11 protein-coding genes, 4 tRNA genes and 1 rRNA gene are annotated in these 15,986 nt (G+C 44.2%); 14 read left to right on the top strand and 2 right to left on the bottom strand.

Features of this window, described 5'->3' with window-relative positions; all coding sequences use genetic code 11:
* Positions 1–33: 33 nt before the first annotated feature.
* The 9 genes from fadE (at position 34) to HMPREF9698_RS05875 (ending at position 12,474) form a co-directional block, all read left to right on the top strand.
* Complete coding sequence (gene fadE, locus HMPREF9698_RS05915; protein WP_003778289.1) at positions 34–1,239, top strand: acyl-CoA dehydrogenase FadE; 1,206 nt, start codon at positions 34–36, stop codon at positions 1,237–1,239.
* 138 nt (positions 1,240–1,377) lie between these two features.
* Positions 1,378–2,673 carry an acetyl-CoA hydrolase/transferase family protein gene (locus tag HMPREF9698_RS05910; protein WP_003778287.1) on the top strand — a complete coding sequence of 432 codons (1,296 nt, stop codon included), beginning with the start codon at positions 1,378–1,380 and terminating at the stop codon, positions 2,671–2,673.
* Positions 2,674–2,700: 27 nt separating this feature from the next.
* Complete coding sequence (fadB, locus tag HMPREF9698_RS05905) at positions 2,701–4,986, top strand: 3-hydroxyacyl-CoA dehydrogenase/crotonase FadB (RefSeq protein WP_003778286.1); 2,286 nt, start codon at positions 2,701–2,703, stop codon at positions 4,984–4,986.
* Between the two features lie 54 nt (positions 4,987–5,040).
* Positions 5,041–6,231 carry a thiolase family protein gene (locus HMPREF9698_RS05900; RefSeq protein WP_003778284.1) on the top strand — a complete coding sequence of 397 codons (1,191 nt, stop codon included), beginning with the start codon at positions 5,041–5,043 and terminating at the stop codon, positions 6,229–6,231.
* A 1,082-nt stretch (positions 6,232–7,313) separates the two neighbouring features.
* Positions 7,314–7,970: a CoA transferase subunit A gene (locus tag HMPREF9698_RS05895; RefSeq protein ID WP_003778282.1), complete on the top strand. Its 657-nt coding sequence runs from the start codon at positions 7,314–7,316 to the stop codon at positions 7,968–7,970.
* A 2-nt stretch (positions 7,971–7,972) separates the two neighbouring features.
* Entirely contained in the window at positions 7,973–8,620 is a 648-nt protein-coding gene (locus tag HMPREF9698_RS05890; protein ID WP_003778280.1) for a 3-oxoacid CoA-transferase subunit B, read from the top strand.
* A 44-nt stretch (positions 8,621–8,664) separates the two neighbouring features.
* A complete protein-coding gene (fadB, locus tag HMPREF9698_RS05885; protein ID WP_003778279.1) occupies positions 8,665–10,950 on the top strand; it encodes a 3-hydroxyacyl-CoA dehydrogenase/crotonase FadB in 2,286 nt (761 codons plus the stop codon).
* Positions 10,951–11,002: 52 nt separating this feature from the next.
* Entirely contained in the window at positions 11,003–12,193 is a 1,191-nt protein-coding gene (locus HMPREF9698_RS05880; RefSeq protein WP_040292637.1) for a thiolase family protein, read from the top strand.
* 192 nt (positions 12,194–12,385) lie between these two features.
* Positions 12,386–12,474 (top strand) — tRNA-Ser (locus HMPREF9698_RS05875).
* Positions 12,475–12,551: 77 nt separating this feature from the next.
* Here the strand turns inward: HMPREF9698_RS05875 and gpmA are convergent.
* Positions 12,552–13,232 carry a 2,3-diphosphoglycerate-dependent phosphoglycerate mutase gene (gene gpmA, locus HMPREF9698_RS05870; protein WP_003778275.1) on the bottom strand — a complete coding sequence of 227 codons (681 nt, stop codon included), beginning with the start codon at positions 13,230–13,232 and terminating at the stop codon, positions 12,552–12,554.
* Positions 13,233–13,400: 168 nt separating this feature from the next.
* Here gpmA and HMPREF9698_RS05865 point away from each other — a divergent pair, with 168 nt between their 5' ends.
* On the top strand, positions 13,401–13,886 hold the full coding sequence (locus HMPREF9698_RS05865) for an ECF transporter S component (RefSeq protein ID WP_003778273.1): 486 nt from the start codon (positions 13,401–13,403) through the stop codon (positions 13,884–13,886).
* 75 nt (positions 13,887–13,961) lie between these two features.
* Here the strand turns inward: HMPREF9698_RS05865 and HMPREF9698_RS05860 are convergent, their stop codons facing one another.
* On the bottom strand, positions 13,962–15,290 hold the full coding sequence (locus HMPREF9698_RS05860; RefSeq protein ID WP_003778271.1) for a C1 family peptidase: 1,329 nt from the start codon (positions 15,288–15,290) through the stop codon (positions 13,962–13,964).
* 261 nt (positions 15,291–15,551) lie between these two features.
* Here HMPREF9698_RS05860 and rrf point away from each other — a divergent pair.
* From rrf to HMPREF9698_RS05840, 4 genes are all read left to right on the top strand, one after another.
* Positions 15,552–15,667: ribosomal RNA gene (rrf, locus tag HMPREF9698_RS05855) — 5S ribosomal RNA — on the top strand.
* 6 nt (positions 15,668–15,673) lie between these two features.
* Positions 15,674–15,746 (top strand) — tRNA-Val (locus tag HMPREF9698_RS05850).
* Between the two features lie 8 nt (positions 15,747–15,754).
* Positions 15,755–15,827 (top strand) — tRNA-Lys (locus HMPREF9698_RS05845).
* 13 nt (positions 15,828–15,840) lie between these two features.
* A tRNA-Arg gene (locus tag HMPREF9698_RS05840) sits at positions 15,841–15,914 on the top strand.
* The last annotated feature ends 72 nt before the right edge of the window (positions 15,915–15,986 follow it).

Raw genomic sequence — 15,986 nt, 5'->3', positions numbered from 1 at the left:
GGGATCCAAACAAATTAGAAAAGAGGAATTATTATGGCAGACAAAGCTGAGTTACTTAAAGAGCTTTATCCAGAAGATAACTTTAACATTGGTGATAACCTAACAGATGGAGAAGTTGAAGTTCTTTATGAACTACGCCAATCTTTGGAAAAACACCTTCGGCCAGTTATTAACGAATACTGGGAAAAAGGTGAAACACCTTTCGAACAATTTAAAGCAGTGGTTAATGATGTTAACTACTTAAAAGACCCCCGCGTTTACCAAACAGAAGGTCTTTTCAATACAAGTCAATACTATACTTTCTTCTTAGCTTACGAACTGTCTAGATTTGACGTTTCCATTTCTACCTTCTCTGGTGTCCACTCTGGTTTAGGTTTTTACACCTTCTTACTTGGTGGTAATGATGAACAACGAGAACGTTGGTGTGAAAAAATCTTGGACTTCGAACTCCAGACTTGTTTCGCCCTAACTGAACCTGAACACGGTTCTGACGTTGCTGGTGGTCTTGAAACAGTAGCCAAAAAAGATGGCGACAAATGGATCTTAAACGGCCACAAGCGTTGGATCGGAGGGGCAACTACTGCTGACATTATCCCCGTCTTTGCCAAAGATGCTGACACTGGCGACGTTAAATGCTTTGTCGTTGAAAAAGGCCAAGAGGGTCTTGAAATCGAAAAAATTGGCGGTAAAATTTCTCTCCGTATGGTCGAAAACGCTGACTTTACCTTGAACAATGTTGAAGTCAAAGAAGAAAACCGCCTGCAAAATATCAACAGCTTTAAAGATGTTGCGAAAGTGCTTTACATCACTCGATCAGGAGTTGCTTTCTCTGCAACTGGTATGATGGCTGGTGCCTTGGAAGCAACCTTGAAATACGTGAAAGAACGGAAACAATTCGGCCGTCCAATTGCTAAATTCCAATTGATCCAAGAAAAAATCGCTGTGATGAAAGCCAACCTAACTGCAAGCTTGGCCCTATGTGACCAAATCGTTAAACAACAAGAAAAAGGCAACTTTGACGAGGTAAACTCTTCGATCGGTAAATTGTTTATTTCTCAAAGACTTCGTGAATCAGTTGCAGCTGGTCGTGCTGCTTGTGGTGGGAACGGTATTACCCTTGAAAAAGGTATTGCCCGCTTCTTTGCAGATGCTGAAGCCATCTTCACTTACGAAGGTTCTTACGAAATGAACGCTTTAATTATTGGCCGAAGCCTAACTGGTCACTCTGCTTTTGTTTAAGAACCAGCCATTAGCCATCTTTGATAAATGTCTTTGCTACTGCAGCTTGCTGTTAGTGATAAAGACCATTGCTAATAGCTATCCCGGCAGGGTTTAGTCAGCCTTGCCGGTGTTCTGACAAGAGGAGGAAATGAATTTATGACCTACCAAGACCAATACCAGGAAAAGAAAGTCACAATCGATGAAGCAGCCCAGTCCATTAAGGATGGGGACCGGATAGCGGCTAACTCAGTGGCAGCTATGCCCGTTGACTTGCTTAAAAAAATTGAAAACCGCTACGAGGAATTGAACAATGTTGAAATCTTTTCATCATTTTTAACCACTCCCTTCCGCTTTTTAACTGAACCGGAAGTAGCGGCCCATGTCCACTACAATTCATTCTTTGTTGGCGCCCTTGAACGCCAATATGCTCAGAATGGATTATTCAGTGTGACTTCATTTAACTTTTCAAATACAGAAGACTTTATCAAAAATGTGGTTAAGCCCAACGTCTTTGTGACAACAGCTGCTGCCATGGATGAAGATGGGAACTTTAACTTGGGACCTATGGGAGTTGCCCAAGGGAAGCTAATTGCTGATGTGGCTGACCGGGTCATTATCCAAGTGAACAAGGATGTGCCCCCAGTCAAAGGGAAGTCTACCACTCTTCATATCGATGATGTGGACTTGATTTTCGAGCAAGATGAGCCGCTAGCTGAAATCCCCGAATTAGAGTCTGGTGAAATTGACAAGCAAATTGCTAGCCACATTTTACCGGAAGTTGAAGACGGGTCGACTGTTCAAATTGGGGTCGGCGGCTTGTCTGGAGCTGTTTCATACGGTTTGCGTGACAAGAAAGACTTGGCTGTCCACACTGAAATGATTACCCAATCCATGATGACCCTTGCCAAAGAAGGAGTCATCACAGGAGATATCGTTGGTGGCTTTGCCATGGGGTCCAAAGACTTGTACAATTTTGCCGGCGAAAGTGACCAGATCTCCATTGAACCCGTTTATGACGTGGTTGACCCCTACCAGGCTGGCCAAAAAGACAAGTTGATCTCGATTAACGCCTGCCTAATGGTAGACATTACGGGTCAAGTTGTCTCTGAAGGGGCCGGCACCCGGATTATCGCAGGGACAGGTGGGGCCTTAGACTTTGCCCGTGCAGCCAATATTTCAGAAGGCGGTAAAAGTTTCTTCTGTGTCCGGTCTGTCAACAAGGACAAGAAAACAGGTGAATTGTCATCCAACATCAAATTCGCCTTGCCAGAAGGGACTCCAGTCACTATCCCACGTTCTGAAACAGACTACATTGCAACTGAATATGGTATTGCCCACCTGAAAAACCAAAGTATCAGTGAACGTGTCCGCCGTCTGATTGCAATTGCCCACCCAGAAGTACGTGACCAACTAACTGAACAAGCTAAAAAAGTTGGATATATTTCAGAGTAATATAAAATCATAAGTGGAGGTAATAGAATGAGTATAAATAAAGTTACAGTTTTAGGTGCAGGAGCAATGGGAAGCCAAATTGCAGCCCACCTGGTTAATGTTGGTTTGAAAGTTCAATTGTTAGATATTGTGGTTGACGAAGACGACCCAAATAAATTAGCAAAAGAGGCTAAGGGCCGTATTACCCACCGCAAAAAGGGTCTCCTTTACGACAATGAGTTAGCAGCTAACTTAAGCATCGGAAACTTTAACGATGACCTCAAAGAGGCAAACGACTCTGACTTATACATCGAAGCAGTTAGTGAAAAACTTGAAATTAAACACGATGTCTGGGGTAAAGTGGCAAAAGTCGCTAAAGACTCAGCGATCCTAGCTACCAATACTTCTGGTATTCCCATAGCTGACATTGCGGAACCTTTTGACCCAGACTTCCAAAAACGTTTCTTAGGACTGCACTTCTTCAACCCAGTCCGTGTTATGAAATTGGTTGAAATCATCAAACACCAAGGAACAGATGAAAAAGTAGTGGAAGACCTATCCCACTTCACAACCTACACCCTAGGTAAAGGGGTTGTCATCTGCCATGACGTCACAGGATTTGTCGGTAACCGTATTGGAACCTTTACGGGTATGGACATTGCCTACCGGGCAGAACAAGCAGGCCTAGCTGTCAACCAAACCGATGCCCTATCCGGACAAGTATTGGGACGTCCTCGTATGGGAACCAACCGCCTATCAGACTTCGTTGGGATTGACATTGGCTACCACGTTTCCCATGGTCTTAAAGATGACCCTGAAGAAGCTGAGTACTTCAAGCTTCCTCAAGCACCTGAATACTTGGTTGACCAAGGTTGGTTGGGTGACAAGTCAGGCCAAGGTTTCTACAAAAAACAAGAAGATGGGTCTAAACTTATCTTTGACCTAGAGAAAAAAGACTACGTTGAGAAAAAAGACGTGGACTTTGACATCTTAAACGACCTAGGCAAGGACTTGAAACACAACTTCAACACTATCTTTGAAGCCGAAGATGAAATTGGTCTCTTCCTATGGAAAACCTTGCGTAACCTCTTCTTCTACTCTGCTATTAACGTGGGTAAAGCCACTGACGAATACAAAAACATTGACCGGGCAATGGTTTGGGGCTACAACTGGAAAGTTGGTCCATTCCAAGCTTGGGACTTAATCGGTGTTGAACGGGTAGCCAAACGAATTGAAGAGGAAATTGACGACATCCCAGGCAGTGACACTGACTTACCTGAATGGGTGAAAGGTCGAACTGAGCCATTCTACAAAGAAGGCGAAGGTATTTCTAGCGTGCCAGAAGTAGAAACTTACTACCACGAAAACCTTTGGACCAATGAAGGTTCTAGTCGTCTAGATACAACTGAAGACGGTGTCCTACTCCTTCAAATGCTTACTCCAAACAACACCCTAACCCTTGACTTCCAAAAAGACATCGTCAAAGCAATTGATGTCTTAGAAGAAGAAGACTACAAAGGCTTAGTCCTTCACACACCAGGTCCACACTTCTCTTACGGGGCTAACTTGAACGACATGAAAGATGCCATTGATCGTGGCGTTGTCGACACTGAAACCCGTGAAGGAACTGAAGGACTTCACTACGCTGTTTCTCGCATGAAATACGCTTCTAAACCAGTTGTATCAGCTGTATCTGGCCGGGCACTTGGTGGTGGTGCTGAATTACTACTCCACTCCACCCACGTAGTAGCCGCTGCTGAATCCTACATTGGTTTAGTTGAAGCTGGCGTTGGCTTGATTCCAGGTGGAGCAGGTACAGTTGAACTCGCTGAACGTATCTACCGTAAAGGCTACACCAAACCTGAACAAATCAAACACTTGTCAAACCTACTTCAAACTATCGCTACCGGCAGTGTTTCTAAACACGCTTACGATGCTCGTCAAAAAGGCTTCTTACGTGAGACTGACCAAATTGTTCAAAATGAAGAATTGGTTGTTGCTGCGGCGATCGACAAAGTTCGCTCAGAAAGCAAATACAACTACATCCCACAATACAAGGCTAACTACAGTGTCTTAGGTACCGACTTTATCGCCCTAGCACAATCCAACTTAGAATCCTCTCGCGACGGTAACTTCGCTTCTGACTATGATGTCTTCGTTGGAACTAAGCTTGCGGAAGTTCTTGCTGGTGGCCAAGTACCAGTCCACACTATCGTTAACGAAGACCAGTTGCTTCAAGTCGAAGTTGACAACTTTGTTACCCTTAGTCAAGAAGACAAAACTTACGACCGTATCACTTACATGTTAGAAAACAACAAACCATTGCGTAACTAATCATTTTGACAAGATCATCAGCTAAATGAGCTATATGAAAGGATTTGAATAAGGATGCAAGAAGCTTATATTGTTGCTTATGGCCGTTCTGCCGTTGCCAAAGGGAAACCATCAGGAGCCCTTTACCACTCTAGACCAGATGACATTGCGGCTCAGGTTCTAAAAGGAACTATTGACCGAATTGAAGGGGACTTTGACCCAACTACTATTGAAGATGTCATTGTCGGTTGCTCCACTCCAGAAGGCCCACAAGGGACTAACGTTGCCCGAACCATTGCCTTAAGAGCTGGCCTTTCCCAAAAGGTTCCTGGACAAACCGTTAATCGGTTCTGCTCATCTGGTTTACAAACCATCGCAACAGCAGCTAACTCTATTATTGCCGGCCAAAACGACATTGTAGCTGCTGGTGGGGTTGAATTTATGTCCTCCCTTCCAATGGGTGGGAACGAAGCGACCAATAACCCAACCCTTCAAGAAGAAGGACCAAAAACTGGTATCCCAATGGGGATCACTGCTGAAAACGTAGCCGACAAATATAACATTTCTCGTGAAGACCAAGATGCCTTTGCGGTTGAATCTCACCGCCGAGCAGCTGCTGCTCAAGAGGCTGGTAGATTCGACGAAATCATCCCGGTCAATGCCCAAACCCCTAAATACACTGAAAACGGTGTGGAAATGACAACAACCGTCTTTGACAAAGACGAAACTATTCGTCCTAGCTCAAGCATGGAAAGCTTGGCTAAATTGCCAACTGCCTTCCGTCGCAACGGTACTGTTACACCTGGTCAATCTTCACCCATTACTGACGGTGCTGGCTTTGTGGTCTTGATGTCTGGTGATAAGGTCAAAGAACTCGGCGTCAAACCAATTGCTAAATTTGTTGGATTCAAAGTTGCTGGTGTCTCACCAGAAATCATGGGGATTGGTCCAGTAGAAGCAGTTCCTGCAGTTATGAAATTAACAGGACTTAATTTGGAAGACATGGACTTGATTGAATTTAACGAAGCATTTGGTTCTCAAATCATTGCTTCCATGCGTGAATTGAACATGGACCCTGAGATTACCAACGTCAACGGTGGTGCGATTGCTCTTGGTCACCCACTAGGGGCAACCGGTGCTATCATGACAGCTAAAATTCTCTCAGAAATGAAACGTCGTAAAGACAGCAAATACGGCTTGATCACCATGTGTATCGGTGGCGGTATGGGTGCTGCGGGTATCCTTGAATACGTTGGTGAACGGTAAGGCGAAGTTCTAGACAATTTTTTGGCTGATACCACCCAGCCACGACGCAAAAGAATAAAAACTGACTCTCTTCAGGCAAGTCAAGGGCTTGTCTGGGGGGGAGTTTTTTGTTTGAGCTATAAGGAAGCACGTCAAGTTCCAAGCAAAGCCCAAGGCGACTAGCCAGTAAGTAGGACAAGCTAGTCCAAAGTATTTGACCAGTAAGAATCAAATCTAAGCAAGTAAAATAAAACCATCCAAACGAAAAAAGGCACAAATGACTAAATTAGTTATAAATATATTTTTATCATTTTTCTTTTGGTCAGCTTAAAAACATTATTGTTCTTAAATAAATCCGAAAATCCTGGTTATTCCTATAAGGATGGGCTTAATCGGGTAATTAACAAAGTTTACAAAAAAATAATATTTTATTTTAAAAATCCACTTGTCAAAAATACAAGACTTTGTTATGATAAATGAGAAAGCGGATACAATAAATATGTAAACCTTTCCAAAACTTAAGTCATTATTGGGGCCCCAAGTCTAAAGGGCGACTAGGATGGCTAAATATCGACTCAATTTGATGGCTCTAGTTAAGACCTTAGACCGGGTCGGTGACTTAGACGACCTATATTTTTACATATATTGTAACCGTTAACATTTTTTTAGAAAGGTGTGATTCTAGCTCTTACGTCCAGGATAAGAGACCAGGTCTTTCCGATTTACTTTACTAGGAAATCGAGCTTTAGTAAGTAGACAGAATGAAGCGCTCGAAATCTTACGCGGTATTTCTTTTCCTCCAAGCATTGCAACAAGTGCTAACATATTTTTGACTCAAAGTAATTTGGAAGAAGAAAGAAAGACGAGTCAGATCTGCTCCTGTGGTATAGCCCAGTAAAATTTTTTCGGCAGTAAGAATTTGCTTATTATGAAAGCGATAACATTCTCGTTTAAAACTAGGCTTTCCCTGCTAGCCGGAAGTTACTTTAGCTTTGGAACAAAAGACAGTGTTTCGTATAAGGTCTGCTTTTAAAGATAGACCTGACCAAGAAAGATTGAAAAAGAAAAGGAATTTGAAAGGGAAAAACGGTGGTGGATACAATATGACTAATAAAGTAATTTCAAAGCAAGATGCGATAAAAAAAATTAAAGACGGTTCTAGTGTCATGATCGGTGGTTTTGGGGGAGTTGGTTGCCCTTACCAGTTAATAGACGAGTTAATCGAACAAGGGGTAAAAGACATTACCATGATTGTTAACGACACCGCAACTGCTGAAATCGGTGTGGGCAAGTTAGTAGCCAACAAGCAAGTTAAAACTTTAAATGCTACCCACATTGGGACCAACACAGAATCTGTTCGTCAGATGAACGAAGGGGAAATGGAAGTTACCCTTATTCCGCAAGGGACCCTAGCTGAACGAATTCGGGCGGCAGGTTACGGTATCGGTGGTTTCTTAACCCCAACTGGTGTCGGAACAGAGGTTGCTGAAGATAAAGATAGTTTTAACATTGATGGCAAAGACTACATCCTTGAAAAACCTTTATTTGCTGACTATGCCTTGATATATGCTGACCGGGCTGATGAAAAAGGAAACTTGGACTACCACGGGGTGACACCTAACTTTAACGTTGTCATGGCAGCAGCTGGTAAAGAAGTTATTGTCGAAGCCAAAGAAGTTGTTAAAGAAAGGGAACTCAACCCAGACCACATTAAAGTTCCTCATGTTTACGTTGACTACATTGTTAAAGGAGAGGGTTAATTATGGCCGTAGCACTCAGTAAAGAAGAACTAAACAATATTATTGCAGAACGAGTAGCAAAAGAGTTACAAAGTGGAGACGTCGTTAACTTGGGTATTGGGGTGCCAACCTTGGTTGCTAACTATGTGCCAAGTGATATCGATGTCACCCTACACTCTGAGAATGGGATCCTCAACTTGGGTGGTAGCCCTGCTGAAGACCAAGTTGACCCTAACATTATCAATGCTGGTGGCCAACCCGCTAGCGTGGATGTGGGAGGAGCCTTCTTACACAGTGCTGACTCCTTTGGTTTAGTAAGAGGAGGACACGTTGATATTACCGTCTTAGGTGCCCTCCAAGTCGATGAAAAAGGAAATATCGCCAACTACAAGATCCCAGGCAAGTTAGTCCCAGGGATGGGGGGCGCTATGGACCTAGTTGCGGGTGCTAAGCGAGTTATTGTGGCCATGGAACACACCAACAAAGGGAACCACAAGATCCTAAAACAATGTACCTTACCGCTGACAGGTGAAGGTCGGGTCAGCTTGATTGTAACTGAAATGGGCGTTTTTGAACCGACTGAACGTGGTTTAGTTGTTGTTGAAACCAACCCTGACTTTACTAACGAAGAAATTCAAGAAGCAACAGAAGCAGAATTGATCTTTGAATAAAGATAAGCTAACAAGACCTGTTAGACTACAGTGGAGGTAAAAGAATGAGTATAAATAAAGTTACAGTTTTAGGTGCCGGTGCAATGGGAAGCCAAATTGCTGCCCACCTCATTAATGTTGGTTTGAAAGTTCAATTACTGGATATCGTAGTGGACGAAGATAACTCCAACAAACTTGCTAAGGATGCTTTAGGACGGATTACCCACCGTAAAAAAGGCTTACTCTATGATAACAACCTGGCAGTTAACTTAACTATTGGGAACTTTAAAGATGACCTCAAAGAGGCAAACGATTCTGACCTCTATATTGAAGCGGTCAGCGAAGAGCTAGACATTAAGCACGATATTTGGGGGAAAGTCGCTAAAGTCGCTAAAGATTCAGCTATCCTAGCTACCAACACTTCTGGTATTCCCATAGCTGACATTGCGGAACCTTTTGACCAAGACTTCCAAAAACGTTTCTTGGGACTACACTTCTTCAATCCAGTCCGTGTGATGAAATTGGTTGAAATCATCAAACACAAGGGAACTGATGAAAAATATGTCCAAGAGTTGTCCGATTTTACAACCTACACCCTAGGTAAAGGGGTTGTCATCTGCCACGACGTTTCAGGCTTTGTCGGCAACCGGATTGGAACCTTTACTGGTATGGACATTGCCTACCGGGCAGAACAAGAAGATTTGGCTGTTAACGAAGTCGATACCCTGTCTGGTGAAATTCTTGGTCGACCTCGCATGGGAACCAACCGCCTCTCTGACTTTGTCGGGATCGATATCGGTTACCACGTTTCACACGGTCTTAAAGATGACCCAGAAGAAGCTGAATACTTCAAGCTTCCTCAAACACCTGAATACTTGGTTGACCAAGGTTGGTTGGGTGACAAGTCTGGCCAAGGCTTCTACAAAAAACAAGAAGACGGGTCCAAACTTATCTTTGACCTAGAGAAAAAAGACTATGTCCAACCGAAAGACGTTAACTTTGACATCTTAAACGACCTAGACAAGGACTTAAAACACAACTTCAACACTATCTTTGAAGCCAAAGACGAAATTGGTCTCTTCCTATGGAAAAGCTTGCGTAACCTCTTCTTCTACTCTGCTATTAACGTGGGTAAAGCCACTGACGAATACAAAAACATTGACCGAGCAATGGTTTGGGGCTACAACTGGAAAGTTGGACCATTCCAAGCTTGGGACTTAATTGGTGTTGAGCGCGTAGCCAAACGAATTGAAGACGAAATTGACGACATTCCAGGCAGTGACACTGAATTGCCTGAATGGGTGAAAGGCCGAACTGAGCCCTTCTACAAAGAAGGCGAAGGCATTTCCAATGTTGCCGAAGTTCAAAGCTTCGTCGCTAAGACCCTTTGGGAAAAAGAGGGATCTAGCCGTCTAGATGTGACTGAAGATGGTGTCTTACTCCTACAAATGCTAACACCGAACAACACCTTGAGTAGCGACTTCCAAAAAGATATTATTGAAGCCGTCGATGTTTTAGAAGAGGAAGACTACAAAGGATTGGTCCTTCACACACCTGGTCCTCACTTCTCTTACGGGGCTAATCTTAACTTGATGAAAGAAGCCATCGACAACAAGGCTCAAGATACTGAAGTTCGTCAAGGAACGGAAGAACTCCACCAAGCCGTTTCTCGCTTGAAATACGCAGCGAAACCAGTTGTCGCAGCTGTTTCGGGTCGGGCATTAGGTGGGGGAGCAGAACTTCTCTTACACACCCCATTCGTAGTAGCCGCTGCTGAATCCTATATTGGCTTAGTAGAGGTTGGGGTCGGCTTAATTCCAGGTGGAGCAGGAACAGTGGAATTAGCTGACCGTATCTACCGTCAAAACTTGACTAAACCAGAGAAGATCGCCCGCTTGTCCGCAACCCTCACAACCATTGCAACAGGTAGCCTGTCTAAGAATGCTTATGATGCTGTTCAAAAAGGCTTCCTACGTGAGACTGACCAAATTGTCCAAAATGAAGACTTGGTTGTAGCTGCAGCGATCGACAAAGTTCGCTCAGAAAGCAAGTACAACTACATTCCACAATTTAAAGCCAACTACAGTGTTCTAGGACGTGACTTTATCGCCTTAGCCCAATCTAGTTTAGAAGCCATGCGTGATGGGAACAATGCATCTGACCACGATGTCTTAGTTGGAACTAAGATTGCTGAAGTTTTAGCTGGTGGCAATATCCCTGGCCAAACAGTGGTCAATGAAGACCAACTCCTCAAAATTGAGGTGGACAACTTCGTGGCTGTCAGCAAAGAAGAAAAAACTTACGACCGCATTAAACACATGCTAGAAACCAACAAACCATTGCGGAACTAATGATTTTGACCACAACAAACTAGATTAGGAATATGAAAGGATTTGAATGAGGATGCAAGAAGCTTATATTGTTGCTTACGGCCGTTCTGCTGTTGCTAAAGGGAAAGCGTCAGGAGCCCTTTTCTACTCAAGACCTGATGACATCGCAGCCCAAGTCTTAAAAGGGACCATTGACCGGATTGAAGGGAATTTTGACCCTGATACCATTGATGATGTGATTGTGGGTTGTTCTACTCCAGAAGGCCCTCAAGGCACTAACATTGCCCGAACCATTGCCTTAAGAGCAGGCTTATCCCAAAAAGTTCCTGGACAAACTGTTAACCGGTTCTGTTCATCCGGCTTGCAAACTATTGCCACTGCAGCCAACTCCATTATTGCTGGTCAAAATGATATTGTCGCTGCGGGTGGGGTTGAGTTTATGTCCTCCTTGCCAATGGGTGGGAATGAACCGACCAACAACCCAACTCTTCAAGATGAAGGTCCTAAAACTGGGGTTCCAATGGGGATCACAGCTGAGAACGTAGCAGACAAATACAACATTTCTCGGGAAGACCAAGATGCTTTTGCGGTTGAATCCCACCGCCGGGCTGCAGCAGCTCAAGATGCAAACTTGTTTGACGAAATTGTCCCGGTCCAAGTGCAAAAGCCTAAATACACTGCTAATGGTGTTGAAATGACTACTGAAACCTTCGACACTGATGAATTGGTCAGACGGGGCACTACCATGGAAACCCTAGCCAAATTGCCAACTGCCTTCCGTCGTAACGGTACTGTTACACCAGGTCAATCTTCACCAATTACTGACGGTGCTGGTTTCGTTGTCTTGATGTCAGGTGACAAGGTTAAAGAATTGGGCGTCAAACCAATAGCCAAATTTGTTGGATACAAGGTAGCTGGTGTAGCACCAGAAATTATGGGGATTGGTCCAGTAGAAGCAGTTCCTGCTGTTATGAAACAAACTGGCCTAACATTGGAAGACATGGACTTGATTGAGTTTAACGAAGCTTTCGCAGCACAGATTGTTGCTTCCATGCGGGAATTAAACATGAACCCAGAAGTCACCAACGTTAACGGTGGGGCCATCGCTCTTGGTCACCCACTTGGGGCAACCGGTGCTATCGTCACTGCTAAATTGCTTTCCGAAATGAAACGTCGCAAAGAAAGTAAATACGGCCTCGTTACCATGTGTATCGGTGGGGGTATGGGTGCCGCTGGTATCTTTGAATACGTCGGTGAGCGTTAAGCCATCTCCACTGCAAGACCCATAACTAGATAACAAAAAGACCCCGCTCAAACTTAGCCCATTTGCTGAGTTTTGGGGGTCTTTTGCTTTACTCCTGGATCAAAAAGAGCTTTCTGATTCGGTGCCGGTCTGTCCTTCTTGGTAAGGAGATTGAAATTTAGTTTTATTTTTTATAAAATGGAAGATATTCACGGAGAAGTAGCGAAGAGGCCATAACGCGCTTGACTCGAAATCAAGTTGTCGGTCTAGCCGGCACGTGGGTTCGAATCCCATCTTCTCCTTGTCTTATCAGTTGAGAACCACCCCAAGTCTAATTAGTAGGCTGGGGTGGTTTTTTAGCTATTGATTACAGTCGACCCTAGTTTTTGCTTAAGACCTGCTTGTTTTTAATGTGGAATTGGTCATCTAGCTTGTAGATAATGGGTTGACCCGTTGCGATTTCGTGTTGGGCAATAGCCTCATCGGAAATATTCTCCAAGTACTTGGTTAAAGACCGTAGACTGTTGCCGTGGGCGACGACGAGGACATTTTTACCAGCCTTTAAGTCAGGGGCGATGTAGTCTTCCCAGTAGGGTAGGGTCCGTTTCAAGGTATCCTTGAGTGATTCTCCAGCTGGCAGTAAGTCTTGGTCTAAATCCTTGTAACGCCGGTCAAAGGAGCCTTGGCCCTGACCTTGGGGTGGCCGGGTGGCATAGCTCCGGCGCCAGGTGTGGACTTGATCTTGCCCGTATTTTTCAGCAGTTTTCGCCTTGTTTAAGCCTTGTAGGGCACCATAGTGACGTTCATTTAACCGCCAACTTTTCTGGATGGGCAGGTAGAGCTGGTCCAGTTGGTCTAAGACATAATAACTGGTCTCAAGAGCCCGGGTTAAGACTGAGGTATGGACTCGGTCAAAGTGGATCCCTGTTTCTTTCAAGCTCAAGCCAGCTAGCTGGGCCTCTTCTACTCCTTGGTCAGACAATTTGGGGTCCAACCAACCTGTGAAAACATTGGCCCGGTTGAGTTGACTTTGGCCATGGCGGATAAAAACTAGTTTCATATTCTTCCTCCTTTTATTTAGTTTACCTAAAATATACTTTAACCCTATTGAAATAAATAGTCAATATTTGCCAAGTCTTGTAAGCTTGTCCCTTTAGCTAGCCAAGTGGACTTCTTGCCACTTAACTATTTGAGGACTATACTAGGGGTAAAGAAAGGAAGTGTTTTCATGAAGCGTAGGCTACCCCTTTATGCGGTGGCAACGGCTTTGATTGTGGCTCTCTCCTTGCTAATTTTGATCCCGGTACCGGGGTCTAATGGCTTCGTTTCCTTGATCGATGCGGGGATTGTCGTTATGGGCCTCCTCTTTGGTCCGGGACCTGGCCTGGCTATTGGTGCCTTGTCAGGAGCCTTGGTTGACCTCTTGTCCGGTTATGCCCAGTGGATCCCTTTCTCAGCCCTTGTCCACGGCCTACAAGGCTATATTGTTGGTTTGGCTAGGGGCAGGGCCACTAAGGACCAAGTAGGTCTTTTAATTGCCTCCTCCGTCTTTATGGTAGTGGGCTACTTTATCAGTAATATTATCCTGTATGGGACTTTGGCTACTGGTATAGCTGGTTTAATACCAAATATTTTTCAGACAGCGATTGGTCTTATCCTAGGCTACCCTTTGAGCCGCCGCTTGGAAAAGCCAGCCCAAAAATTCCTAGATTAAGGCAGTGACTAGCATACTTAATATAAAAAAGAGCCAGGAGCGAGCTCGCTCCTGGCTTTATCTATCATCAGTCTTTTAAGCCAGTGACCCCATTGGATCCCATGGTTTCAACTTGATAGGCTCTTCTTGGTAGGCATCAATAACTTCTTGTGGCAGGTGTTTTTTGTGGATGAGGGCTTGGTACATGTACTGGTCGAACCATTCATCACTCATTACCAAGTAACCCTTGTGGCCTGAGTTTTTACCCCAAGTGTTCTCGACCTTGTAGCGGTTGATTTTGTTGCTGGTTTCGTCATAGTCAGCTCCCATAAAGACCATGGCGTGGGTCATAAGGGATTCATGGTAGTCAAGCCGGTCTTCCTTGTCAAAGTCGTAGTCGACATTGAAGAGGTCTAAGACATTAGCTGTAGATAAGTCTAGGCGGGAACCAGACCGGTTGAAGAACTGGCCAACATCACAGCCAAACCAAACAGGTTCATCATCTTGCAATTGTTTCAAGATGGCTTTTTTCATTTCGTCAATTGGCAGGTTGACATAGCGAACAATCTCACCTTCTACCACATTACCTAGGTACTCAACTGTGTAAGACTTGTAGTAAGGCTTGTCTTTGGTTGGGGCATTGATGATAGAAATATAGTCGTCCAAGTCCATGTCTAGGAGGTCGAAGAATTCTTTAGGAGTGATGTTTTTGTAGGAGATGAACTTGTTGTCCTTGTCCCGGGTTTCAAAGTCCACTTTTTCAGGGGGGGTGCCTAAAGAAATGGAAAGGGCGTTGTAGATGTCCACCATGTAGGCTTGGACCAAGTCGCGCAAGTCTTCGATCGACTTGCCTTCAGCGTGGGCTTGGCGCAAGTTTTTAGCATCCATCCGCAAGATTTTAGTCAAGTAGTTATTCATCTGGTCAGAGTTTGAAGAGTTTTTGGATTCCGGCATGGCAGCTTTAGGGACAATACCGTATTTATTGATGATGTTCTTGACCATGTCCCACTGACCGCCATCTCCCATTGGGTCGGTTAACAAGTGGGCAAGGAGTCGGCTGTCCAAGTCTTCGTCTAGGGTGTTTAGGATAGACTCAAAGAAGTAGTTACATCTTTCTAACTTGTCGTAAAAGTAGATGTAGGACTGGGAAATTTCAAATTCCTTGAGGTTGAATTTTTGGGCCACCTTGTATTCCATGACGTTCATGGCTGCGAAGATCCAGCAACGTCCTGACTGGTTTTGGGACCGGATTTCGGTTTCGGTTAGGTCAATATTAAAGGTGTGACGGTTGGTCTCATCTTCACTGCGGTTAATGCTAGACTCCAACAAACCAGTGTTGGTAGCAGCTCTTTGAGCAATTCGGAAAGCACGGTCATTGGCAAAGGACTGTCTAGACTTGTCTAAAAATTGCTGGTTAATTTCCATTAAAATTCCTCATCTCTCTAAATTTACCTTCTATGTAAAAAGGTGATTATAGTTTAAATTATAGCGTAATAGGGGATTTTTTCAAGGGAATAGTTTAGCGTTAATTAATTAATATTTTAGCCTATACAAAATAAATTATTTTGTATCTTCCTGCTAGCCAAGTTCTATGGTAGGAAAGAACAAGACAATTAATTTTCCAAAATGGCTTGACATGTTATTGGATTGATAGTAGACTAAAGAAGTTGTTAATTAAACATGATGTCTAGTGAGAATGGCCAGAAGGACCCACCTGTTCCCATGCCGAACACAGTCGTTAAGCTTCTGAGCGCCGAGGATAATGCAGGGTTTCCCTGTGTGAAAGCCGGACCTTGCTAGGCGATCATGGAGGTTTAGCTCAGTTGGGAGAGCATCTGCCTTACAAGCAGAGGGTCATAGGTTCAAGTCCTATAACCTCCACTCAAGAGGGGCCATTAGCTCAGCCGGCAGAGCATTTGACTTTTAATCAAAGGGTCGCTGGTTCGAATCCAGCATGGCTCATTTTATTCATCTTGCACCGTTGGCTCAACTGGATAGAGCATCTGACTTCGGATCAGAGGGTTATGGGTTCGAATCCTATACGGTGCGTTTTCAGAAAACAAGAGAAGCCATAAACACTGATATGACGGCATTCCTGAAAATGGAAAACGACAGAATGCA

The organism is Alloiococcus otitis ATCC 51267, assembly GCF_000315445.1.
GTDB classification, from domain to species: Bacteria; Bacillota; Bacilli; order Lactobacillales; family Carnobacteriaceae_A; genus Alloiococcus; species Alloiococcus otitis.
The sequence above is the reverse complement of the archived record's forward strand: the minus strand, read 5'-3'. Positions and strand labels throughout refer to the sequence as shown.

Coding starts and splice junctions, on each gene's coding strand:
- fadE (WP_003778289.1), top strand. CDS start 34: ATGGCAGACAAAGCTGAGTTACTTAAAGAGCTTTATCCAGAAGATAAC.
- HMPREF9698_RS05910 (WP_003778287.1), top strand. CDS start 1,378: ATGACCTACCAAGACCAATACCAGGAAAAGAAAGTCACAATCGATGAA.
- fadB (WP_003778286.1), top strand. CDS start 2,701: ATGAGTATAAATAAAGTTACAGTTTTAGGTGCAGGAGCAATGGGAAGC.
- HMPREF9698_RS05900 (WP_003778284.1), top strand. CDS start 5,041: ATGCAAGAAGCTTATATTGTTGCTTATGGCCGTTCTGCCGTTGCCAAA.
- HMPREF9698_RS05895 (WP_003778282.1), top strand. CDS start 7,314: ATGACTAATAAAGTAATTTCAAAGCAAGATGCGATAAAAAAAATTAAA.
- HMPREF9698_RS05890 (WP_003778280.1), top strand. CDS start 7,973: ATGGCCGTAGCACTCAGTAAAGAAGAACTAAACAATATTATTGCAGAA.
- fadB (WP_003778279.1), top strand. CDS start 8,665: ATGAGTATAAATAAAGTTACAGTTTTAGGTGCCGGTGCAATGGGAAGC.
- HMPREF9698_RS05880 (WP_040292637.1), top strand. CDS start 11,003: ATGCAAGAAGCTTATATTGTTGCTTACGGCCGTTCTGCTGTTGCTAAA.
- gpmA (WP_003778275.1), bottom strand. CDS start 13,232: ATGAAACTAGTTTTTATCCGCCATGGCCAAAGTCAACTCAACCGGGCC.
- HMPREF9698_RS05865 (WP_003778273.1), top strand. CDS start 13,401: ATGAAGCGTAGGCTACCCCTTTATGCGGTGGCAACGGCTTTGATTGTG.
- HMPREF9698_RS05860 (WP_003778271.1), bottom strand. CDS start 15,290: ATGGAAATTAACCAGCAATTTTTAGACAAGTCTAGACAGTCCTTTGCC.